Source organism: Microbacterium sp. Soil_C_42 (assembly GCF_057656735.1).
This window is the reverse complement of the sequence record NZ_JBDGJU010000001.1, coordinates 114219-135852: the sequence shown is the minus strand read 5'-3', so window position 1 is coordinate 135852 and position 21634 is coordinate 114219. Positions and strand designations below refer to the sequence as shown.

At 70.5% G+C, this 21634-nt stretch carries 17 protein-coding genes; 10 read left to right on the top strand and 7 right to left on the bottom strand.

The features are described 5' to 3' along the window. Window positions 1-33: 33 nt before the first annotated feature. The 4 genes from AC3A46_RS00625 to AC3A46_RS00610 all read right to left on the bottom strand — a co-directional run bounded on the left by AC3A46_RS00625 (window position 34) and on the right by AC3A46_RS00610 (window position 6021). Entirely contained in the window at window positions 34-954 is a 921-nt protein-coding gene (locus AC3A46_RS00625) for a sugar ABC transporter permease (RefSeq protein ID WP_487663319.1), read from the bottom strand. Then, window positions 954-2573 (bottom strand): ABC transporter permease subunit, encoded by a 1620-nt coding sequence (locus AC3A46_RS00620; RefSeq protein WP_487663318.1) that lies wholly within the window; start codon window positions 2571-2573, stop codon window positions 954-956. Before AC3A46_RS00620 ends, AC3A46_RS00625 begins: the two co-directional genes overlap by 1 nt. Window positions 2574-2730: 157 nt before the next feature. Next, window positions 2731-3960 carry a sugar ABC transporter substrate-binding protein gene (locus AC3A46_RS00615; RefSeq protein WP_487663317.1) on the bottom strand — a complete coding sequence of 410 codons (1230 nt, stop codon included), beginning with the start codon at window positions 3958-3960 and terminating at the stop codon, window positions 2731-2733. 42 nt (window positions 3961-4002) lie between these two features. Beyond that, on the bottom strand, window positions 4003-6021 hold the full coding sequence (locus AC3A46_RS00610; RefSeq protein WP_487663316.1) for a beta-galactosidase: 2019 nt from the start codon (window positions 6019-6021) through the stop codon (window positions 4003-4005). Window positions 6022-6233: 212 nt separating this feature from the next. Between AC3A46_RS00610 and AC3A46_RS00605 the strand changes: the two genes are divergently transcribed. From AC3A46_RS00605 to AC3A46_RS00590, 4 genes are all read left to right on the top strand, one after another. Then, window positions 6234-7232 carry a LacI family DNA-binding transcriptional regulator gene (locus tag AC3A46_RS00605; RefSeq protein WP_487663315.1) on the top strand — a complete coding sequence of 333 codons (999 nt, stop codon included), beginning with the start codon at window positions 6234-6236 and terminating at the stop codon, window positions 7230-7232. A 146-nt stretch (window positions 7233-7378) separates the two neighbouring features. Beyond that, complete coding sequence (gene metG, locus AC3A46_RS00600; protein WP_487663314.1) at window positions 7379-8959, top strand: methionine--tRNA ligase; 1581 nt, start codon at window positions 7379-7381, stop codon at window positions 8957-8959. Continuing rightward, window positions 8959-9870 carry a TatD family hydrolase gene (locus AC3A46_RS00595; RefSeq protein ID WP_487663313.1) on the top strand — a complete coding sequence of 304 codons (912 nt, stop codon included), beginning with the start codon at window positions 8959-8961 and terminating at the stop codon, window positions 9868-9870. Before metG ends, AC3A46_RS00595 begins: the two co-directional genes overlap by 1 nt. Before the next feature lie 23 nt (window positions 9871-9893). Continuing rightward, the gene (locus AC3A46_RS00590; RefSeq protein WP_487663312.1) at window positions 9894-10409 is read left to right on the top strand and encodes an NUDIX hydrolase; all 516 of its coding nucleotides are present in this window, start codon (window positions 9894-9896) and stop codon (window positions 10407-10409) included. A 48-nt stretch (window positions 10410-10457) separates the two neighbouring features. On the opposite strand, the gene AC3A46_RS00585 is transcribed toward AC3A46_RS00590, so the two are convergent. Continuing rightward, complete coding sequence (locus AC3A46_RS00585) at window positions 10458-11762, bottom strand: MFS transporter (RefSeq protein ID WP_487663311.1); 1305 nt, start codon at window positions 11760-11762, stop codon at window positions 10458-10460. Window positions 11763-11809: 47 nt separating this feature from the next. Beyond that, complete coding sequence (locus AC3A46_RS00580) at window positions 11810-13270, bottom strand: sugar porter family MFS transporter (RefSeq protein WP_487663310.1); 1461 nt, start codon at window positions 13268-13270, stop codon at window positions 11810-11812. 179 nt (window positions 13271-13449) lie between these two features. Between AC3A46_RS00580 and rsmA the strand changes: the two genes are divergently transcribed. Further along, the gene (gene rsmA, locus AC3A46_RS00575; protein WP_487663309.1) at window positions 13450-14310 is read left to right on the top strand and encodes a 16S rRNA (adenine(1518)-N(6)/adenine(1519)-N(6))-dimethyltransferase RsmA; all 861 of its coding nucleotides are present in this window, start codon (window positions 13450-13452) and stop codon (window positions 14308-14310) included. Window positions 14311-14427: 117 nt separating this feature from the next. Further along, the gene (locus AC3A46_RS00570; protein ID WP_487663308.1) at window positions 14428-15348 is read left to right on the top strand and encodes a phosphodiesterase; all 921 of its coding nucleotides are present in this window, start codon (window positions 14428-14430) and stop codon (window positions 15346-15348) included. Here the strand turns inward: AC3A46_RS00570 and AC3A46_RS00565 are convergent. Then, window positions 15296-16882 carry a stealth conserved region 3 domain-containing protein gene (locus AC3A46_RS00565; RefSeq protein WP_487663307.1) on the bottom strand — a complete coding sequence of 529 codons (1587 nt, stop codon included), beginning with the start codon at window positions 16880-16882 and terminating at the stop codon, window positions 15296-15298. The genes AC3A46_RS00570 and AC3A46_RS00565 overlap by 53 nt on opposite strands. 173 nt (window positions 16883-17055) lie before the next feature. On the opposite strand from AC3A46_RS00565, the gene AC3A46_RS00560 reads away from it, so the two are divergent. The 4 genes from AC3A46_RS00560 to AC3A46_RS00545 all read left to right on the top strand — a co-directional run bounded on the left by AC3A46_RS00560 (window position 17056) and on the right by AC3A46_RS00545 (window position 21623). Further along, window positions 17056-18123, top strand: coding sequence for an aldo/keto reductase (locus AC3A46_RS00560; RefSeq protein WP_487663306.1), 1068 nt, complete (start codon window positions 17056-17058; stop codon window positions 18121-18123). Continuing rightward, window positions 18120-19046, top strand: coding sequence for a 4-(cytidine 5'-diphospho)-2-C-methyl-D-erythritol kinase (locus AC3A46_RS00555; RefSeq protein WP_487663305.1), 927 nt, complete (start codon window positions 18120-18122; stop codon window positions 19044-19046). The genes AC3A46_RS00560 and AC3A46_RS00555 overlap by 4 nt, the downstream gene beginning before the upstream one ends. Window positions 19047-19107: 61 nt before the next feature. After that, window positions 19108-20481: a GNAT family N-acetyltransferase gene (locus tag AC3A46_RS00550; protein WP_487663304.1), complete on the top strand. Its 1374-nt coding sequence runs from the start codon at window positions 19108-19110 to the stop codon at window positions 20479-20481. A gap of 92 nt (window positions 20482-20573) precedes the next feature. Then, window positions 20574-21623, top strand: coding sequence for an iron ABC transporter substrate-binding protein (locus AC3A46_RS00545; RefSeq protein ID WP_487663303.1), 1050 nt, complete (start codon window positions 20574-20576; stop codon window positions 21621-21623). Window positions 21624-21634: the final 11 nt, after the last annotated feature.

The window sequence follows — 21634 nt, the reverse complement described above, 5'->3', positions numbered from 1 at the left end:
CCGATCGACGTTGATCCAGGGGTGGGCTGAGGCTCAGCCCTTGACGGACCCCGCGGTGAGGCCGCCGACGATGTAGCGCTGCAGCGACAGGAACAGGACGAGCACGGGGATCGCGGCGATCACCGCGCCGGCGGCGAACAGACCCCAGTTGGAGGCGAGCTGGTTCGAGACCCACTGGTACATTCCGACCGCGAGGGTCCAGTTCTCCTCCGAGACGAGCACGATCTTGGCGATGATGTAGTCGCCGAACGCCGCGATGAAGGCCAGCAGCGCGACGACCGCGAGGATGGGCGTCACGAGCGGGAAGATCAGCCGCCAGAAGATCTGGGCGTGGGATGCGCCGTCGATCTTGGCGGACTCGTCGATCTCGATCGGCACCGTGTTGAAGAAGCCGTACATGAGGAACGTGTTCACGCCGAGCGCGCCGCCGAGGTACACGCAGATGAGCGCGATCTTGGAGTTGAGGCCGAGGGCCGGCACGACCTCGCCGAGACCCAGCAGCATCAGGAAGATCGCGACGAACGCGAGCGCCTGCGGGAACATCTGGATGATGAGGAGTCCGGTGAGCCCCGCACGGCGGCCCGAGAACCGGAAGCGCGAGAACGCGTACGCGGCAGCCGCGCCCATCAGCACCGCGCCGACCGAGGCGATGCCGCCGATGAGGAGGGTGTTGCCCGCCCAGGTCCAGAAGCTCGTCTCACCGAGGGCGGCGTAGTTCGACAGGTCGACGACGCTGAAGAGGGCGTTGCTGGCGGCGAGCGTGCCGTTGGGGTTCAGTGACGCCGACAGCACGTACACGAGCGGGAAGATCGCGTAGAAGATCACGACGACGGCGAGCAGGTACTTCCAGCCGACCTCGAGCAGCCAGCGGCGCCGGCGTGCGGAGCGGCGGTCGCGGAGCGCGCCGGGGGTGCGGGTGGTCGGTCCCGTGGCGACATCGGTGGCGGTGGACATCACTGGAACTCCTCGAGCTTGCGGGTCTGACGGAACGCGATCGCCGAGATGCCCCCGACGACGGCGAACACGAGGATCGACAAGGCGCTCGCGAGGCCGTAGTCCGCGGCGCCGCCTGACACGCCGGAGATGTCGTAGATGGCGGAGATGAGGATGTCGGTGGCCCCGAGCGCGTACGGGGCGCCGGGGATCGCCGGGCCGCCGTTGTTGAACATGTAGATGACGGTGAAGTTGTTGAAGCTGAACGCGAACGACGAGATCAGCAGGGGCGCGGTGGCCACGAGCACGAGCGGCAGGATGATCGAGCGCAGCTGCCGCGAGCGGCCGGCGCCGTCGAGGGAGGCCGCCTCGAGGGTGTCCTGCGGGAGCGCCTGCAGCGCGCCGGTGCACACGAGGAAGTAGTACGGGTACGTGAGCCAGAGGTTCACCCAGACGACGGCCGCGCGGGCGAGCCACGGGTCCCCGAGCCAGTTGATGTTCGCACCGAAGAAGAACAGATCGTTGATCACGCCGAACTCGGCGTTGAACATGCCGCGAAACAGCAGCGCCGACATGAACGCGGGGAACGCGTACGGCAGGATGTACAGCGTTCTGAGGAACCGGCGGCCCTTGAGACGCGCGTCGTTGTAGATGAGCGCGAGCAGGAGCCCGAGCGCAAAGGGCAGCACGACTGACAGCGTCGCGAAGACGAACGTCCAGACGGTGACGGACAGCAGCGTCTGCGCGAGCGCGGGGTCGGTGAACAGCCGGAAGAAGTTCTCGAACCCGACGTTGACATACCAGCCCGTGGGCAGCGCCGAGCCGTCCTCGGCGACGAACAGCCCCTGGTCGTTCGCGGTGTAGACGGTGCCGGTGGTGGTGTCGGTGATGGTCTGGGCCTCGGCATCCCATACCAGCGTCGATTCGTAGACCGCGCCCGAAGAACCGTCACGCGTGCGGATCGAGCCGTCGTTGGGGTCTTCGGAGACCGGCACGCGAAGGCTCGCGATCTGCTCCTGCAAGGCGGCGTCGGTGATGACCGTGGCGCGCGGCACGACGTCCCAGCCGGGGACCTCCGTGGGGGAGCCGGCGCTGCCGACCTCGGCGCCGCGGGCCTCCTCGAGAGGCTGCTCGGCAGAGCCGACGAGCACGTCGCCGTTCTCGTCGACGATCGCGAAGCCGACCTCGCCGACGCGCTCGACGACCGAGAGGGGATAGGTGGGGGAGTCCTCGATGCGACGCTCGCCCTGGATGAGCGCAGCCTCGACCGCCTGCTCCTGGGTGCCGGCGTGACCGGTGCCGTAGTTGGTGAAGGCGATGTACGCGGTGTAGCCGAAGATGAAGACCTGGAAGACGAGCAGGAACGCCAGGCCCGGCAGCAGATACTTCAGCGGCAGCGCGCGCTTGGTGAAGTAGACGACGTCGGCGGCCAGGATCAGCACGAGCGTCGCCGAGAACACGACCCACGACTCGACGCGGAACGCGCTCAGCAGCGTCATCACGCCGAAGGCGTTCACGAGGGCCATCAGGGCGAGCTTGGCGAGGAAGCCCCAGCCGGGGCCGCGCCAGCGGCGGGCGTGCGATTCGCGGGGCGGCGTCTTCGCCGGCGCCTGGGGGAGGGTGGGGGCGTCCACCGTCATGCGTCTGCTCCTGTCACGGGCCTCATCGCCGGGCGTGAGGGGGATCGACGGGGTCGATCCGGGAAGGGGTTGGGATCCGGGAGACGGGGAGAGGCACTCACCCGCCTCCCGGAGCATGTCGGCCACCGTGTCGGTGGCCGGGTTCAGCCGGTCGGGATCAGCCCTCGACCGCCGCCTGGACATCGGCGACCATCGTGTTCCACGTCGACACGGGGTCGGCGCCGCTGATGATCTGCGACTGCGCGGCGTTCCAGAGGTCCCACACCGAGCCCATCTCCGGGATGCTCGGCATCGGGACGCCGTTCTGGGCCGACGCGAGGAAACCCGCGATGATCGGGTCGGACGAGACCTCGGTGGCCAGCGTCGACCACGCCGGGATGCGGGGGTCGGCCTCGTAGAGGGCGCGCTGCGCCTCCTCGGTGCCGAGGTAGTTCACGAGGAACTCCTGCGCGAGCAGCGCGTTCTTCGACTGCGAGCTGAGGTAGAAGCCCTGCACGCCCACGAACGGAGCGGCCGTCTCGCCGCCCGCCGAGGGGATGGGGTTCACGGCGATGTTCTTCACGTCGGTGTAGGCGCTGATCGCCCACGGACCCTGGATCGTGTAGGGCGCCTTGCCGGTGTTGAAGAGCTCGTTGTTGATGTCGTAGTCGACGGTCGTCGAGATGTAGCCGGTGCCCGAGGTGCCGTTGGCGCCGAGCCACGTCGCGAAGGCCTCGCCCGCGGCGCCGCCCATGCCGACCTCGGTCGTGTAGGAGCCGGACGCGTCCTGCACGAAGACCGGGGCGCCGAACGACGTCTGGAAGCCGTACATCGTGTAGCCGTCGCCGGTCTCACCGGCGGTGTTGATGACGAACGGACGCTCGGCGCCGGACGCCAGGCCCTTCTGGATCATCTCGTCCCACGTCGCGGGGGCCTCCGCGCCCACGAGGTCGACGTTCTGCACGAGCGCGATGGTCTCGAGCGAGTAGGGGAGCGCGTACAGCTGACCGTCGTAGGTCATGGCCTCGAGGGCGACGGGCTCGAACTCCGACGCCTTGTCGCCGAGGTCGAGCGTGTCGACGACGCCGGCGGCGACGAGCGCGCCCAGCCAGTCGTGCGCGCCGACGGTGATGTCGGGGCCCTCGCCGGTCGGCACCTGCGCGATGAAGTCGTTGCGGAGGTCCTCGAAGTTCTTCTTGACGATCTTGACGGTGGCGCCGGTCTCCTCCTCGAAGGCCTGGGCCGCGTCCTTGACCGCCGTCTGGCGCTCCTCGTCGGTCCAGACGACGAGCTCTGCGCTGCTGTCGGCCGCGTCGTCGGAGTTGTCGGACGAGCCTGCGCCGGCGCAGCCGGCGAGGACGACCGCTGCCGTGAGCGCCAGCGCTCCGAGTGCGATCTGCTTTCGCATGATTTCCCTTTCGGTGATGGGGTGTTGCAGGGTTGGGGTGGGTCAGGAGGTGTGCGGCGTGCGGACGACCGCGAGGCCGCCGGCGGGCACGACGAGTTCGTCGTCGACGTCTGCGCCGGTGAGGAGCTCGACGCCGGATGCCGCGAGCGAGGCGTCGTCGTCGCGGTGGTTGATCGCGATCGCGTAGTCCGCGTTCTCGCCGCGGCGCACGACCACCTCGAGGCCCTCGGGGTGGGACGACGGTGCCACGCCCGCGTCGGCGTACACGTCGGACATGACGGTGGCGAGGCCCGCGGCATCCAATCGCGTGCTGATGTACCAGCCGTGCCCGGTGCCGTGCGCGTGACGCGTGATCGCCGCCTTGCCGGCGCCCGGGCCGTCGACGTACGTCGCCTTCACCTCGGCGCCGTGCAGGACGAGGTCCTCCTGCCACGCGTCGGCGGCGAGCGTCTGCGTGGTCGAACCGGCCCATCCGACCGTGTGCCGTGCGCCCTCGCGCAGCGGCAGGAACTCCTCCACGACGAGGCCGAGCGCGTCGCGCAGCGGTGCGCCGAAGCCGCCCGGGTGCACGGCGTCGTTCTCGTCGACGATGGCCGAGAAGAAGGAGACGACCAGGGTGCCGCCGGCCTCGACGTAGCGGGTGAGGTTCGCGGCGTCCGCCGCGCTCAGCAGGTACTGCGCCGGGGCGACCACGAGCTTGTACGCGGACAGGTCCTGGCCGGGCAGGGCGAAGTCGACCGTGATGCCGTCGCGCCACAGCCGCTCGTAGAACGCGCGGATCTGGTCGGCGTGCGACACGTCGACCGACGGGCGCCACTCGAGGTCCTGCGCCCAGAACGACTCGAAGTCCCACAGGATGGCGACGTCCGCCGCGACCCGCGAGCCGCGCACCTCCTCGAGGCGCCCGAGCGCGTCGCCGAGCTCCACGACCTCGCGCCAGACGCGGGAGGAGGTGCCGGCGTGCGGGACCATCGCCGAGTGGAACTTCTCGGCGCCCGAGCGTGACGCGCGCCACTGGAAGAAGAGGATGGCATCGGCCCCGCGCGCGAGATGCGCCAGCGAGTTGCGTGCCATCTCACCCGGTCGCTTGGCGACGTTGCGCGGCTGCCAGTTGACCGCCGACGTGGAGTGCTCCATGAGGATCCACGGGGTGCCCCCGCCGACCGAGCGGGAGAGGTCGGCAGCGATCGCGAGACCGATCTCGCCCTCGGGATCCGCCGCCCACAGGTAGTGGTCGTCCGACACGATGTCGACTTCGCGGGCCCACGCCCAGAGGTCGGTGGTCCAGCTCTGGTTCGCCATGAAGTTGGTGGTGATGGGCTGCGTCGCGTGGGCGCGGATCGCGTCGCGCTCGGCGACGAAGCAGGCGCGCAGCTGGGCGTCGGTGAAGCGGGCGAAATCCAGGCGCTGTGCGGGGTTGACGACGGAGGGTGCGGCCGCCGGGGCGCCGATGTGGTCCCATTCGCCGTAGCGCTGACCCCAGAACGTGGTGCCCCACGCCGCGTTGAGCGCGTCGAGCGTGCCGTACTTCTCGCGAAGCCAGCCGCGGAACGCGCGCACCGACTGTGCGGAGTAGTCCTCGCCGACCGGCACGCCGTACTCGTTGTGGACGTGCCACATGACCACCGCGGGGTGCGAGCCGTAGCGCTCCGCGAGCGCCGAGGCGATGCGCACGATCGCCTCACGGTAGGCGGGCGACGCGTGCGAGGCCATGCCGCGGGCGCCGAAGCCCATCGTGACGCCGTCGCGGGAGACGACGTGCGCGTCGGGGTGGTCGGCGAAGAACCATGCCGGGGGCGACGCGGTGGGCGTGCCGAGGTCGACAGAGATGCCGTTCTCGTGCAGCAGGTCGATCAGCTCGTCGAGCCACGCGAAGTCGAAGACCCCCTCGTTCGTCTCGATGAGGGCCCAGGCGAAGATCCCGACGCTGACCAGGTTGACGCCGGCCTCACGCATGAGGGCGACGTCCTCGCGCCACACCTCCCGCGGCCACTGCTCGGGGGTGTAGTCGCCTCCGTAGGCGATGCCCCGCATCTCGGGCCAGCGGTCGGGCGAGGTCATGGACGCTCCATCGGGTCGGTGCAGTTCGTGCAGTGCGCTTCGGTCGCAGCAGTGGCTGTGACCGGTCACAGTCTTACTCGGACGGATGCCTCGACGCAGGCTCGGCCCGGGAACCGTTACGCAACTGTGACCGGTCACAGTCGTGATCGTGTCGGCGCGCCTTCCGCCCCGTCACGGGGGTAGAGTCGCTCGTCGTGGGGGAGACGACGTCCGTGCGACGCAAACCGACGATCCGCGATGTCGCGGCGGCCGCGGGTGTCTCGCGTGGCACCGTGTCACGGGTGATCAACGGCGGGCACTGGGTGTCGCCCGACGCGCGCGAGGCCGTCGAGGAGGCCATCCGGCGCACCGGGTACACCGCGAACCACGCGGCGCGCAGTCTCGCGACCGGGCGGGCGGGCTCGCTCGCGTTCCTGCTCACCGAGCCGCAGCACCTGCTCTTCCAGGACCCGACGTTCGCGCTCCTCCTGCGCGGCGCGGCCGAGGCTCTCGCGCAGCGCTCCATGACACTCGTGCTGCTGGTCGCGGGCACGCCGGCGGAGCGCGCCAACGTCGCCCACTTCGTGAGCGCCGGTCACGTCGACGGCGTGCTCCTCATCTCGTCGCACGAATCCGACCCGCTCGTCGACGAGCTGCTCGAGGCGGGTGTGCCCACCGTGTGCTGCGGCATCCCGCTGGGTCATGAGGCCCAGGTGCCGACGGTCTCGGTCGACGAGATCGCCTCGGCCCGCGAGATGACGCGGTACCTCCGCGGCCGCGGGCACCGCCGCATCGCGATGATCGCTGGCCCTCACGACACGCCGGGAGGCAGATTCCGCCTCGTCGGGTTCGAGGAGGAGATGGGCGACGACTTCGACCCCGTCCTCGTCGAGGAGGGCGACTACAGCCAGGAGTCCGGCGCGCTCGCGATGGCGCGCCTGCTGGAGCGCACGCGTGACATCGACGCGGTCTTCGCCGCCAGCGACATGATGGCCGCCGGCGCCATCGCGACGTTGCGCAAGGCGGGCCTGCGCGTGCCGGAAGACATCGCCGTGGCGGGATTCGACGACTCCGGTCTCGCCGCGACGCATGAGCCCGCCCTCACGACGATGCGTCAGCCCTGGGAGCGTCTGAGCAGCGAGATGGTGTCGACGCTCCTCGAGGCTATCGGCGGGGCACGGCCCGCGCCCATCACGCTCCCGACGACGCTGGTCGTCCGCGACAGCGCCTGAGGCGACGCGCCTCGCCGCGGCCGCGTGGCGCACGGCGCCCGTGAAACGCAGGGCACGAGTGTTACGTTCGGGCGCATCGGCGGGTCCGGACGAGGGCGTCCGGTCACAGCGGCGGGCGGGGCATCCGCGCTGACTAGACTCGTCGGGTGACTTCCGGCCCCTCGTCCTTCTACATCACGACGCCGATCTACTATCCGAGCGACGTGCCCCACATCGGCCACGGCTACACCACCGTGGCGGTCGACACCCTCGCGCGCTGGCACCGCCAGGCGGGCGACGACACCTGGATGCTGACGGGCACCGACGAGCACGGCCAGAAGATGATGCGCGCCGCGTCGGCGAACAACGTGACGCCGCAGGAGTGGGTCGACAAGCTCGTCACCGAGGCGTGGTTCCCGCTGCTGAAGACGCTGGACGTCGCCAACGACGACTTCATCCGCACGACGCAGCAGCGCCACGAGGAGCGCGTGCAGCAGTTCGTGCAGGCGATCTACGACCGCGGCTACATCTACGCCGGCGAGTACGAGGCGCTGTACTGCGTGGGCTGCGAGGAGTTCAAGCCCGAGTCCGAGATCGTCGACGGCACCGGCGCGTTCGAGGGCCTGAAGGTGTGCGCCATCCACTCGAAGCCCCTCGAGCTGCTGCAGGAGAAGAACTACTTCTTCAAGCTCAGCGAGTTCCAGGACAAGCTGCTCGAGCTGTACTCGACGGTTCCCGATTTCGTGCGCCCCGAGTCGGCGCGCAACGAGGTCGTGTCGTTCGTGAAGAACGGCCTCAAGGACCTGTCGATCTCGCGCTCGGCGTTCGACTGGGGCATCCCGCTGCCGTGGGACGAGTCGCACGTCATCTACGTGTGGGTGGATGCGCTCCTCAACTACGCCACCGCGATCGGCTACGGCGAGGACCCCGAGGAGTTCGGCCGCCGCTGGCCGGCCTACCACATCGTCGGCAAGGACATCCTGCGCTTCCACGCCGTCATCTGGCCGGCGATGCTGATGGCCGCAGGACTCGAGGTGCCGCGCGGCGTCTTCGCGCACGGCTGGCTGCTCGTCGGCGGCGAGAAGATGTCGAAGTCGAAGCTCACCGGCATCGCGCCGACCGAGATCACCGATGTCTTCGGCTCGGACGCCTACCGGTTCTACTTCCTGTCGGCGATCGCGTTCGGCCAGGACGGCTCGTTCTCGTGGGAGGACCTCTCCGCGCGCTACCAGGCCGAGCTCGCGAACGGCTTCGGCAACCTGGCCTCGCGCACGACCGCGATGATCGAGCGGTACTACGAGGGCGTCGTGCCCCCGGCAGGTGCCTACACCGACGCCGACCTGCACATCCAGAAGACGGTGGCGGATGCTGCCGCCCACGCCGACGCCGCGATCGAGCGGTTCCGCATCGATGAGGCGATCCACGCGATCTGGACGATCGTCGACGCGCTCAACCTGTACATCACCGAGAACGAGCCGTGGGCGCTCGCCAAGGACGACGCCCAGCGCGAGCGTCTCGGCACGGTGCTCTACACCGCCGCCGAGGGGCTGCGGGCCCTCGCGGTCCTGCTGTCGCCGGTGATGCCCGTCTCGACCGAGAAGCTCTGGATCGCGCTCGGTGCGGCCGAGTCGATCGGGCGCCTCGAGGATCAGCCGATCCGCGCGGCCGGCACCTGGGGCGTGCTGAAGCCGGGCTCCAGCGTGAACGGCCTCGCGCCGCTGTTCCCGCGCGTCGAGCAGTCGGTCTGATGGCGACACCTCCGGTTCCGTACCCCGAGGCGGGTTCCGACCCGTCGCAGTACGTGCGCACGCGCGAGAAGGGCTCGCGCGACGTCACGTACCCGGCGGCGCCTGAGCCGCTCGCGGTACCGGTGTACGACAACCACGCGCACCTCGAGATCGAGGACGGCGTCGGCCTGTCGCTCGACGAGCAGCTCGCGCGCGCGGGCGAGGTCGGCGTGGTCGGCGTGGTGCAGGCCGGGGGCGACATCGACTCGAGCCGCTGGTCGGCGTGGGCGGCAGCATCCCACCCCCGCGTGCTCGCGGCAGTCGCCATCCACCCGAACGAGGCACCCGCGTACCAGGCCGCCGGACGTCTTGACGAGGCGATCGCGGTGATCGACGAGCTCGCCGCGCAGCCGCGCGTGCGGGCGATCGGGGAGACCGGCCTGGACTTCTTCCGCACCGACGAGGACGGCCGGCCCGCGCAGTTCGAGAGCTTCGAAGCGCACATCGCCCTCGCGAAGAAGCACGGCATCGCGATGCAGATCCACGACCGCGACGCGCACGACGCCGTGCTCGAGACGCTCGAGCGCGTCGGCGCTCCGGAGCGCACGGTCTTCCACTGCTTCTCAGGCGACGCCGACATGGCGCGCATCGCGGGCGAGCGCGGCTACTGGCTGTCGTTCGCCGGCAACGTGACCTTCAACAACGCCCAGAACCTCCGCGATGCGCTCGCGGTGATCCCGCGCGAGCGGATCCTGGTCGAGACGGATGCCCCGTTCCTCACGCCGACCCCGCACCGCGGCCGGCCGAACGCGCCGTACCTGATCCCGGTGACGGTGCGGTACATGGCCGCCGAGCTCGGCGTCGACGTCGACGAGCTGTGTGCGCAGATCGCGGCGAACACGCTCGAGGTCTACGGGGCGTTCGAGGACTGATCATCGACGGCGAGCTGTGGGACGTGACGGATGCCGACGGCCAGCCGATCGGCATCACGCACCGCCGCGGCGACCCTGAGTTCCCGGAGGGCCGCTTCCACATCGTCGCGTCGGTCTGCCTCGTGCGGGGCGACGGCCGGGTGCTGATGACCCGGCGCGCCGCGATCAAGGACTACCCGCTGTCGTGGGAGTTCCCCGCGGGAAGCGCCCTCGCCGGCGAGACCAGCGCCGAGGGCGCGGTGCGCGAACTGCACGAGGAGGCAGGCGTGCCGCTCCCGGTGACGCAGCTGGTCCTGGTGGGACGGGTCGTCGAGGCGACGGCGCTGTTCGATCTCTATGTCGCGCATGTGCCGGGGGATCCGCCGGTCGTGCTGGATCCCGACGAGGTCTGCGAGAGCGAATGGGTCCCGTTCGCCGAGGCGCTGCGGCGTTGCGACGCGGGCGAGATGGCCGACCCGTGGGTGCCTCGTCTCGCGCAGTGGGCAGACCGCCTGGCCGCACTCGTCGAACGCGGGGACTCGGGCCGACACCCGGGGTGAGGTCCCGCTTCTCGACGGAAGTCTCTCGGTTCGGCGAGGTGACAGTCGTCAGTCGATCAGCGGGAGTCCGCCTGCGCCGGGCTCGTCCTCGTCGGCGACCTGCTTCGCGGACTCGTCGTCCAGCACCGGCTTCGCGGCCGCGATGTGCGAGATCGACCGCCACACGAGCAGCAGCGTGATGAGCGAGCCGCCGAAGGCGAACCACCAGGGAGCGGTGAGCCCCCACACCTGGGCGAGGATGCCGCCGATGAACTGCCCGATCACGAGGCCGCCGAACACGCCGACCATGTTCACCGATGCGATGCGGCCCTGCAGCTCCATCGGCACGAGGCGCTGGCGGACGGTCGTCGAGATGGTGCCCCACACGAACGCGTACAGGCCGAAGCCGAACATGATGGCGAAGGCGACCGCCGGTGACGTGGTGAGGGCGAACGACAGATGCATGAGCACTTCGAGCGACAGGCACACCCGCATCAGCGTCGAGAAGGGCACGTGCTTCTCGAGCCAGCCGAAGCTGAAGATCGCGATGATGCCGCCGACCGCGGCCGCGGTCGTGAGGGCGCCGTAGCCGACGGGACCCATTCCCAGGTGCTCCGTGGCGTAGAGCACGAGCACGCCCCACGGTGCGGCCCATGTGACGTTGAAGACCAGGATGATGATGACGAGCGTGCGCACCGGTGCGTTGTGGCGCAGCCACTGCAGACCCTCGCGGATGGCGTGCGCCTTGCTGCCGCGGCCGGAGTCCGGGTGCTCGGGCGCCGGGGTGCGCGCGATCCGGGAGATGAGCAGCACCGCCAGCGCCACGCACAGCACCTGCAGCACGAACGGCCAGAACGAGCCCACCGCGAAGAGGAAGGCACCGAGGGGAGGCCCGGCGAGCTGGTTCGCGACGAGGTAGCCGGCCTGCATGCGGGCGTTGCCGATGCCGAGGTCGGCCGGCTTCACCAGCATCGGCAGCAGCGTGCTGCCGGCCGAATCGGCGAAGACCTCGGCCGTGCCGTAGAGGAACGCCACCGCCAGCACCAGCCACACGGTGGCCTGCCCGCTGACGAGGAACGCCACGAGCACGGCCACGATGACTGCGCGCAGGCCGTTCGCCAGCATCACGAGGCGGCGCCGGTCGTGGTGGTCGGCGACGGCGCCTGCGAACAGACCGAAGAGGAGCCACGGCAGGAACTGCATCATGGCTCCGGCGGCGACGAGCACGGGCGACGATGTGAGCGAGGCGATCAGCAGCGGAGCGGCCGCGAGCGCGATGCCGTCGCCGAGATTGCTCGTCCACGACGACGCGAGCAGCCACCGGAAATCCGTTCCGAGGCGCCGCGGCGCGATCAGTTCCCCGAGCGAAGGCATCCCGCCATCCTAGGAGCTGTGGCGGACCTCCCCTTCACCGGGGCGCGTCAACTGGGGGTCTTCGCGTCCTTGCGGAGGAACAGCGTCTCCGTCTGCTCGATGTCCATGCCCTTGGTCTCCGGGATCCGGAACAGGACGTAGAAGAACGACAGCGCCGCGAACGCGGCGTACATGCCGTACGTCAGCGGCAGCGACCACGACGACATCGCCGGGAACGAGATCGTGATGAGGAAGTTCGCGATCCACTGCGCACCCGCGGCGACGCCCAGGGCCTTGCCGCGGATGCGGCTCGGGAAGATCTCGCCGAGCAGCACCCACACCAGCGGGCCCCACGAGGCGCCGAACCCGACCACGAAGACGTTCGCCGCAACGAGCGCGATCGGCCCCCAGGGGGCGGGCAGCGTGACCGCTCCCTCGGCGTCCGTCTCGGAGAACACGAACGAGATCGCCATCAGGCCCAGCGACACCGCCATCATCACCGAGCCCGTCAGCAGGATCGGCTTGCGCCCGACGCGGTCGACAAGGAAGATCGCGACGAGCGTCACGAGGACGTTCGTGATCGACGTCGCCACGCTGATCGTGAACGAGTCGCTCTCGTCGAAGCCGACGGACTGCCACAGGCTCGTCGAGTAGTAGAAGATCACGTTGATGCCCACGAACTGCTGGAACACCGACAGGATGATGCCCACCCAGACGATGCGCTGAAGACCGAGCACCGGCCCGCGCAGCGACACACCCGCGTTCTTGCGGTCGGCCTCGATCGCGGTCTGCAGGTCGCGGATGGTGTGGTCGAGGTCGGCCGGCGGCACCAGCCGGGTGAAGATCTCGCGCGCCTGGTCGTACCGGCCCTTCGCGATCAGATATCGCGGCGACTCCGGGAGGGTGAAGGACAGGATGCCGTAGACGGCGGACGGGATCACCCCGACGAGGAACATCCAGCGCCAGGCCTCCAGGCCGAACCAGAGCACGTTGTCGGCGCCCCCGGCGGAGTTGGCGAGGAGCGCGTCCGACAGGAGCGCCGCGAAGATGCCGAGCGTGATCGCGAGCTGCTGCAGCGAGGCGAGCCCGCCGCGGATCTGTCGGGGTGCGATCTCCGCGATGTAGGCGGGGGCGACGACCGACGCGATGCCGATGCCCAGGCCGCCGACCACGCGCCAGAGCGCAAGGTCCCAGGCCGAGAACGCGAGACCGGCGCCGATGGAGCTGACGAAGAACATGATGGCGCCGAGGAACATCACCCGCAGGCGCCCCCACCTGTCCGACAGGCTGCCCGCGATGATCGCGCCGACCGCGCAGCCGAGCAGCGCGATCGCGACGACGAAACCCGTGATGACGTCGTTGAGCGCGAAGTCCTTCGAGATCGAGTCGACCGCGCCGTTGATGACCGACGAGTCGAAGCCGAAGAGGAACCCGCCGACGGCGGCCGCGACCGACAGGCCGATCGCTCGCCGGCCGTAGGGACTGCGCAGGGAGAACGCGTCTGCGGGGATCGATCCGGTCGAGTTCATGCATGCCACGCTAGCGTCCGGGCCGCAACGGCGGGCGGCACGCGTACGCAGAATCGGATCCGCACGAGCGGAGCGGTGAGAAGAAACGCCGGGTGGCGGCATCCGCAACCGGCGTGTCGTGCCCGTGATCCGCACCTGCGGATCCGAGATCGGGTGCGCGCACGCCGTACAGTGAACGCATGCCCGTGACACTCCTCGGTGCGGCCGAGATCCGCGCGCTGGCCGCCGAACTCGACGTGACGCCGACCAAGAAGCTGGGGCAGAACTTCGTCGTCGACGCCAACACGGTCCGCAAGATCGTGCACGTCGCGGAGGTCGAGCCGGGCGACCGCGTGGTCGAGGTGGGGCCGGGTCTCGGATCGCTCACCCTCGCCATCCTCGAGGCCGGAGCATCCGTCACCGCCGTCGAGATCGACCACCGGCTGGCTGAGCGGCTGCCTGCCACCGCGGCAGCGCACGGCGTCGCGGACGGCGCGCTCACGGTCGTGGACGCCGATGCCCTTCGCGTGACCGAGCTGCCCGGGGACCCGACCGTGCTCGTCGCCAACCTGCCGTACAACGTCAGCGTGCCGGTGCTGCTGCACTTCCTCGAGCACTTCCCGGCGCTGGACCGCGGCGTGGTCATGGTCCAGGCCGAGGTGGGGGAGCGACTCGCCGCCCCGCCCGGGTCGAAGGTGTACGGCGCACCGAGCGTGAAGGCCGCATGGTACGGGCCGTGGCGCCTCGCGGGCACCGTGTCGCGGCAGGTGTTCTGGCCCGTCCCGAACGTCGACAGCGTGCTGGTCGGCTTCCGCCGTGCCGCCGAGCCGCGCGGCGGGGAGGAGCTGCGCAAGCGGACCTTCGCGATCGTGGATGCCGCGTTCCAGCAGCGGCGCAAGATGCTCCGGCAGGCGACGGCCGGGGTGCTCGGCGGATCGGCGGCCGCAGCATCCGTGATCTTGGAGAGCGCGGGAGTCGCGCCGACCGCGCGCGGCGAGGAGCTCTCGATCGACGACTACGTGCGCATCGCGGTCGCCGCGGGAAGCATCTCGGAAAGCTGAAATTCAGCGAATCTTCACCGCGCCGTCGGGAACCGTGCGAAACATGCCGGTAACATTCGAGCGTCCGTCGTCCGGTTCCTCGGCACCTCGCCTCCCGGCGGACCGGAGTGATCTGACATGCGCACCGCCGAGTACCCGGCCCCCGAACGCATCCTGCTGCACCTGAGCGACACGCACCTGCGTGCGCCCGCGACCCCGCACCTCTTCGACGCGGTCGACGGCACCGCGCGGCTGACCGAGACGGTCGGCGCGATCGAGTCGAGCGGCATCCGCCCCGACGCGATCGTCGTCACCGGCGACCTCGCCGACCTCGGCGAGCCCGGCGCATACGCTGCGCTGCGCGCGCTTGTCGAGCCGTTCGCCGAGCGCATCGGCTCGCGCGTGCTCTGGGTGATGGGCAACCACGACGAGCGTGGGGCGTTCCGGGCGGGCCTGCACGACGAGGCATCCGATGCGCGCCCCGTCGATCGGGTCGACGAGCTCGACGGGCTCCGCGTGATCACTCTCGACACGAGCGTGCCCGGTCACCACCACGGCGAGCTGCGCGACGCGCAGCTCGCCTGGCTCGCCGACGTGCTGGCCACCCCGGCGCCGCTCGGCACGATCCTCGCGATGCACCACCCGCCCGTGCCGAGCGTGCTGCCGCTCGCCGCGAGCGTCGAGCTGCGCGATCAGCGGCGGCTCGCGGCGGTCCTGCGCGGCACCGACGTGCGTGCGATTCTCGCCGGTCACCTGCACTACTCGACCTTCGCGACGTTCGCCGGCATCCCGGTGTCGGTGGCGTCGTCGACCTGCTACGCGCAGGACCTCACGGTGCCCGTCGGCGGTACGCGTCCTCAGGACGGCGCGCAGGCGTTCAGCATCGTGCACGTGTACGACGACACGGTGGTGCACTCGGTCGTGCCCGTGGACGCGCCGCGGGCCCTCGAGTACATCGACCCCGACGAAGCGGCGCGCCGGCTCCTGTCGGCCGGGGTGGCCCCGCTCATCGCCGCCCGGAGGGATGCGCCGACCGAGCCGATTCCCGTGCTGCGCTGAGCTCGTCGCGCTCCCACGGCGCCCGCACGGGGAACATGCGCTCGAGCGCGCTGCGGAGGGCGCGCACCCGGATCTCTTCGGGCACCTCGGCCTCGCCGCCGTCGTTGAGGCAGAACATGTCGGCGTCGCAGCGTTCGACGAGCCGCTCCATGCGCCGCATGCCCGCCGCGAGCGTCGTCTGGGCGTAGCGCACGCGCGGGGCGCGCGTGGCGATGGCGCGTCCGGTCAGCAGTGCGTAGTAGTGGTACAGGCTGTTGGTGACCGAGATGTCGGTCGCGGAGCGGAATCGGGATGCCGCCGTCCGGGCGAAGTCCTCGGCGAAGGTCTGCTCCAGCTCCGCCATGACGCTGCGGCGCAGCGGCGCCGCGCAGTGCTCGAGGTCGCGGACGATGGTGCGGCCGAACCGCTCCCGCAGGAGCGCGCGGTTCACGCGCAGACCGTTGTCGTGGCCGCTGCGGTGGAGCGCGGGGTCGCCGGCGCCGATGCGCACCTCGCACTCGACGAACTTCGTCACCCCGCCGGGCGTGAAGAACAGCTCGGGCTCGACGGCGCGTCCGAAGAACATGTCGTCGTTCGAGTAGAGGAAATGCTCGGCGAGCCCGGGGATCCGGTGCAGCTGCGCCTCGATCGCGTGGGAGTTGTGCGTCGGCAGCACCGACGGGTCGGCGAAGAACTCCTCGCTGCGCACGATGGTGACCTTGGGGTGCTCGAGCAGCCAGGCCGGGGCGGGGGAGTCGGTGGCGATGAAGATGCGCCGGACCCAGGGTGCGTACATGTGGACGCTGCGCAGCGCGTAGCGGAGTTCGTCGACGTGCCGGTACCGCGCGGGTCCGTCATCGCCCTCGCCCACCACGTACTCGGAGAGCTGGGCCGCCCGCTGGCGCCGGAAGTCGCTCGACGAGGCATCGACCCACGAGAAGACGATGTCGATCTCGTCGGTGACCTCGAGCGGCTGGGGGGCGAACATGCCGGCGACGGTGCGCCAGGTGCGACCGTGGCGCTCGACCGTCTCATAGGCGAGATCCTCGACGGGTGTCTGCTTCCGGATGAGCGCGTTGTCGCGCGGAGCCTCGACCGTGTCCTCGCCGAAGCGCCAGAACTCCAGATGCACGCCGAGCGCCGCACCGTAGCGGAGCGATCCGGACCGGGTCAGGCGGGGGCGGTATACGCGCATCGCGGAGGGCGCGTCCGGAGCGGGTGGGGCGTCGCAGGCGAGAAGAGGCGCGCGCCCCTTGGACTTGACGTACAGCGGCTCGCGCGTGCAGATCGCGGCGAGGGCCGCCGTCGCAGCCTCGCGATCGCGGACGTCGACCACGAGCGCGGGGATGGCGCGGTCGTGTCGGATCAGGAGCGTGTCGACGCCGGCGTCGTCGAGCGCGTCGGCGACCAGGAGCAGGTCGGCATCACGCGCCTCGTGCGGCGCGACATCGTCGTGGACGAGATGAAGGATGCCGCGGTCGACGACCACGTCGGCGCGCTCCACGAGCACGCTCCAGGGGTCGGCCGCGTGGGGCAGTGCAGACAGGAGCGTCATGCGGTCCTCCTTCTCGTCGACCGGGTGATGGCGCGGATGCGCGCCCCCGGGGTCTCGACACTACGGAGCGTCCGTTACGACGACGTTTCGCACCCAGCCCCTTGACAACTGCGCGGTCGATGTGCCTCCCATCCTCCCCTGCGCGAGCAGTCCGACCTCGCTAGCCTGGACCGGTGACCGAAGACGCGCGCTACCTGTCCCGTGGAGGAGACCTCCACCGCCCCTACACCGCCGACGCCGACCGTTACACCGGTGCGGACTACCGCCGGGTCGGAACCTCCGGGCTCACGCTGCCGCCCGTGTCGCTCGGGCTCTGGTGGAACTTCGGCGACAACATCCCGTTCGACAACCAGAGGGCGCTGCTGCGCCACGCGTTCGACCGCGGCATCACCCACTTCGACCTGGCGAACAACTACGGCCCGCCCTACGGCACCGCCGAGACGAACTTCGGGCGCATGATGCGCGAGGACTTCGCGCCGTACCGCGACGAGCTCATCATCTCGTCGAAGGCCGGCTACGACATGTGGCACGGCCCCTACGGCAACGGCGGGTCGCGCAAGTACCTCATCTCCAGCGCCGAGCAGTCGCTGAAGCGCATGAGCATCGACTACGTCGACATCTTCTACTCGCACCGCGTCGATCCCGATGTCCCGGTCGAGGAGACGGTGGGCGCGCTCGACACGCTGGTGCGGCAGGGCAAGGCGCTCTACGTCGGAATCTCGTCCTACAGCGCCGAGCGGACGGCGGTCGCAGCATCCGTCGCCCGCTCGCTCGGCACGCCGCTCGTCATCCACCAGCCGGCGTACTCGATCCTGAACCGCTGGGTCGAGGACGGGCTGACCGGGGTGCTCAGGCAGGAGGGCATGGGCGCGATCGCGTTCACGCCGCTCGCGCAGGGGCTGCTGACCGACAAGTACCTCGGCGACGGGTCGGCCGAGCGCGCGCAGCAGCGCGGGTCGCTGCCGAGCGGCTCGCTGAGCGAGAAGGGCCTGTCGACGCTGCGGTCGCTCGACGTCATCGCGAAGGAGCGCGGGCAGACGCTCGCGCAGATGTCGATCCAGTGGGTGCTGCGCGACCCGGTCGTCGCGTCCGCGCTCATCGGCGCCTCGCGTCCCGCGCAGCTCGACGAGAACCTCAAGGCGCTCGACGGGCCGGCCTTCACGGTCGAGGAGCAGGAGCGCATCGACGCCCTGTCGGACGGCATCGACGTGGACCTCTGGGCGGAATCGGCGAACCGGTGAGTCAGGCTCTCGCCGCGGACGGCGTGCGGGTGCGGGCGCCGGGCAAGCTCAACCTGTTCTTCGAGGTCGGCGGCGTGCACGACGACGGCTACCACGACGTCGCGTCGGCGTATCAGGCGGTGTCGCTGTACGAGGATGTGTGGGCGTCGCCGTCCGACGAGTTCACCGTGTCGATCTCCGGCACCGTCGACGTGACCGGCGTCCCCGCCGACGACCGCAACCTGGCCGTCCGCGCCGCGCGGCTCGTCGCGCAGCGCATCGGCCATGCCGGCGGCGTGCACCTCGACATCGTGAAGCACGTTCCGGTCGCGGGCGGCATGGGCGGAGGATCGGCGGATGCTGCGGCCGCCCTCGTCGCATGCGACGCGCTGTGGGGGGCCGAGCTCGGCACCGCCGAGCTGCACAAGCTGGCCGCACGCCTCGGCGCCGACGTGCCCTTCGCCCTGATGGGCGGGACGGCCGTCGGCACCGGGCGGGGCGATGAGCTGAGCCCGGCGCTCGCGAAGGGCCGCTTCGACTGGGTGGTGGTGCCGTCGGACGCCGGACTGTCGACCCCCGAGGTCTACGCGCACCTCGACGAGCTGCGTGCGCGGCCCGACATCGACGCGGGTGCCCGGGTGCCGGCGGTCGCGCCCGGCGTGCTCCACGCGCTGCGGGCCGCCGACCCCATCGCGCTCGCCGAGCACACGCGCAACGACCTGCAGATCGCTGCGCTGTCGCTGCGCCCCGAGCTGCGCGAGGTGCTCGAGCTCGGCGAGGAGTCCGGCGCTCTGGCCGGCATGGTGTCGGGGTCAGGCCCTACGCTGGCCTTCCTGACCGTCGACCCGGAGTCGGCGCTCGAACTGCAGATCACCTTGTCGGCCGCGGGCTACGAGGCGCTCCACGTGCACGGGCCGGTCGCCGGCGCGCGCCTGGTCACCTGAGCCGGGCCCCGACCGGCCGCACACCCACCTGAGCCCTCGCGGGCGCGGAGAGGAAGAATCTATGAGCACGTCCGTTTCGGCATACGGCCGCATCAGCGAGACCGAACGCGCCGCCTTCCGTGCGGGTCCGGTCGACGAGGAGTCGGCCGGGCGGCTCGCGACGAACGGACTGGACTACCGGCGCATCGCCGTCGACAGCGACGAGTACGTCGGCTGGCTCCAGTCGGTCGCGCGCGGCTTCCAGGACGCAGAGCGCACCGCGGAGCAGATCGCCGCGACGCGCGAGCGCAGCGGCTACCGTCGGCTCACCGGCGTCTTCGACCCGGAGTCGCCGATGGACGCTCCCGTCGCGACCATCGCGTCGTGGCTCGGCGAGCTCACGGTGCCGGGCGAGGCGATGATCCCCTCGTGCGCGATCTCCGCCGTGACCGTCGCACCGACGCACCGGCGCAAGGGCGTGGCCCGCGCGATGCTCGAGGGGGAGCTGCGAGCGGCCCAGGCGGCCGGCATCCCGATGGCGATGCTCACGGTGAGCGAGTCGCCGCTGTACGGGCGGTACGGGTTCGCCCCGGCAGCAGCGGGCGCCTCCTGGACGATCGAGACCAAGCGCGCCGGCTGGATCGGCCCGCAGCCCGCCGGGCGCATCGACTTCATCGGCCGCGAGCGTGTGCGCGAGCTGATGCCGGCCCTGCACGAGCGGGTGCGGCACCGCCACCCGGGCGAGATCGACGTGCCGGGCGGTCACTGGGACGGGTTCGCCGGCACCCACCCCGCCGCCGAGAAGACCGCCGAGAAGCGCGCCGTGCAGTACTCCGACGCGGCGGGCGAGGTGCGCGGAGTCGCGGTGTACGCGGTCCGCGAGAACCACGACGACTTCACGAAGGCGACCGTCTCGGTCCACTACCTGCTGGCCGAGACCGACGACGCGTACGCGGCGCTGTGGCGGTTCCTGCTCGAGCTCGACCTCGTGGCCGAGGTGCACGCGGGCGAGCTGTCGGTCGATGAGCCGCTGCTGTGGATGATCGCGGACCAGCGCGCGGCGAAGGTCAGCGTGCGCGACCACCAATACCTGCGGATCATCGACGTCGTCGCCGCGCTCGAGACCCGTCGCTACGGCGGCCCGGGCACGCTGCTGATCGACGTCTCGGACTCGCTCGGCATCGCCGCCGGCCGTTACCTGCTCGAGGCCGATGAGCGCGGCGCCGCACGCGTGCGGATCCTCGGCGACGGTGAATCGATCGATGCGCCGACGGTGGCTCTCGGCGTCGCCGAACTGTCCGCCACGTACCTCGGCGGTGTCTCGCTCGCGACTCTTGCCGCGGCGGGACGCGTGTCGGTGACGGATGCTTCGGCCGAGGCATCCGCGGACGCGCTCGCCATGGCGACCCGCGTGCTCGGCTGGCACACGGCGCCGCGCCTGAGCATCTGGTACTGACCGATCCGGCACAGGAGGGCACGGAACCGGACGAAACACGGCGATCGCGTGCTTTAGGCTAGCCTTACCTGTCTGTTTCCGAGGGGTTCCCCATGCCTTCACGCCGCCCGTCTTCCGCGCGCCTGCGCCATTTCCTCGTCGTACCGGTGGTGGTGGCGGGCCTCGCCCTGGCCGGCTGCGCCGGTGGAGCTGCGAGCGACGACGCCGCCGATCCGGACGCCCTCGTCGTCTACAACGCCCAGCACGAGCAGCTGACCGAGGAATGGGCCGACGCGTTCACCGCCGAGACCGGCATCGAGGTCGTGCTCCGCAACGGCGACGACAGCGAGCTGGCCAACCAGCTCGTGCAGGAGGGGAAGGCCTCCAAGGCCGACGTGTTCCTCACCGAGAACTCTCCGGCGATGTCGCTCGTCGAGGACGCGGACCTCTTCGCCCCCGTGGACGAGTCCACCCTGGCGCTCGTTCCCGAGCAGTTCCGTCCGTCCTCGGGTCTCTGGACGGGGATCGCCGCCCGCTCGACGGTGCTGGTCTACAACCCCGAGCTGATCTCGGAGAGCGAGCTCCCGGCATCGCTTCTCGACCTCGCGGACCCGCAGTGGAAGGGCGAGTGGGGTGCCGCGCCTGCGAAGGCCGACTTCCAGGCCATCGTCTCGGCCGTGCTCGCGACCCAGGGTGAGGACGGCGCACGCGACTGGCTGGACGGCATGGCCGAGAACGCGGTCGAGTACCGCAACAACATCGTCACGATGAAGGCGGTCAACGCCGGCGAGGTGCCGATGGGCATCATCTACCACTACTACTGGTTCCGCGACCAGGACGCCGCAGCCGAAGACAGCGCCGACACGAAGCTGCACTACTTCGGCAACCAGGATCCGGGTGCCTTCGTCAGCATCTCGGGCGGTGGCGTGCTGAAGAACGCCCCCCACGCCGACGAGGCGCAGCAGTTCCTCGCGTTCATCGCGGGGGAGCAGGGGCAGAAGATCCTCGGCGAGGGCTACAGCTTCGAGTACCCCGTCGCCTCCGACGTCCCCGCCAAGCCCGAGCTGCCCCCGCTCGCCGAGCTCGACGCACCCGTGATCGACCCGTCCACGCTCAACGGGCCCGCGGTCATCGAGCTCATGACGGAAGCCGGACTCCTCTGACCCAGCTGCAG

Bases quoted from the DNA above. Each gene is read 5' to 3' on its own strand.
- rsmA (WP_487663309.1), top strand. From the start codon at position 13,450: ATGCCCGTGACACTCCTCGGTGCGGCCGAGATCCGCGCGCTGGCCGCC.
- AC3A46_RS00580 (WP_487663310.1), bottom strand. From the start codon at position 13,270: ATGAACTCGACCGGATCGATCCCCGCAGACGCGTTCTCCCTGCGCAGT.
- AC3A46_RS00595 (WP_487663313.1), top strand. From the start codon at position 8,959: ATGGCGACACCTCCGGTTCCGTACCCCGAGGCGGGTTCCGACCCGTCG.
- AC3A46_RS00585 (WP_487663311.1), bottom strand. From the start codon at position 11,762: ATGCCTTCGCTCGGGGAACTGATCGCGCCGCGGCGCCTCGGAACGGAT.
- AC3A46_RS00625 (WP_487663319.1), bottom strand. From the start codon at position 954: ATGTCCACCGCCACCGATGTCGCCACGGGACCGACCACCCGCACCCCC.
- AC3A46_RS00565 (WP_487663307.1), bottom strand. From the start codon at position 16,882: ATGACGCTCCTGTCTGCACTGCCCCACGCGGCCGACCCCTGGAGCGTG.
- AC3A46_RS00615 (WP_487663317.1), bottom strand. From the start codon at position 3,960: ATGCGAAAGCAGATCGCACTCGGAGCGCTGGCGCTCACGGCAGCGGTC.
- AC3A46_RS00570 (WP_487663308.1), top strand. From the start codon at position 14,428: ATGCGCACCGCCGAGTACCCGGCCCCCGAACGCATCCTGCTGCACCTG.
- AC3A46_RS00545 (WP_487663303.1), top strand. From the start codon at position 20,574: ATGCCTTCACGCCGCCCGTCTTCCGCGCGCCTGCGCCATTTCCTCGTC.
- AC3A46_RS00620 (WP_487663318.1), bottom strand. From the start codon at position 2,573: ATGACGGTGGACGCCCCCACCCTCCCCCAGGCGCCGGCGAAGACGCCG.
- AC3A46_RS00550 (WP_487663304.1), top strand. From the start codon at position 19,108: ATGAGCACGTCCGTTTCGGCATACGGCCGCATCAGCGAGACCGAACGC.
- AC3A46_RS00610 (WP_487663316.1), bottom strand. From the start codon at position 6,021: ATGACCTCGCCCGACCGCTGGCCCGAGATGCGGGGCATCGCCTACGGA.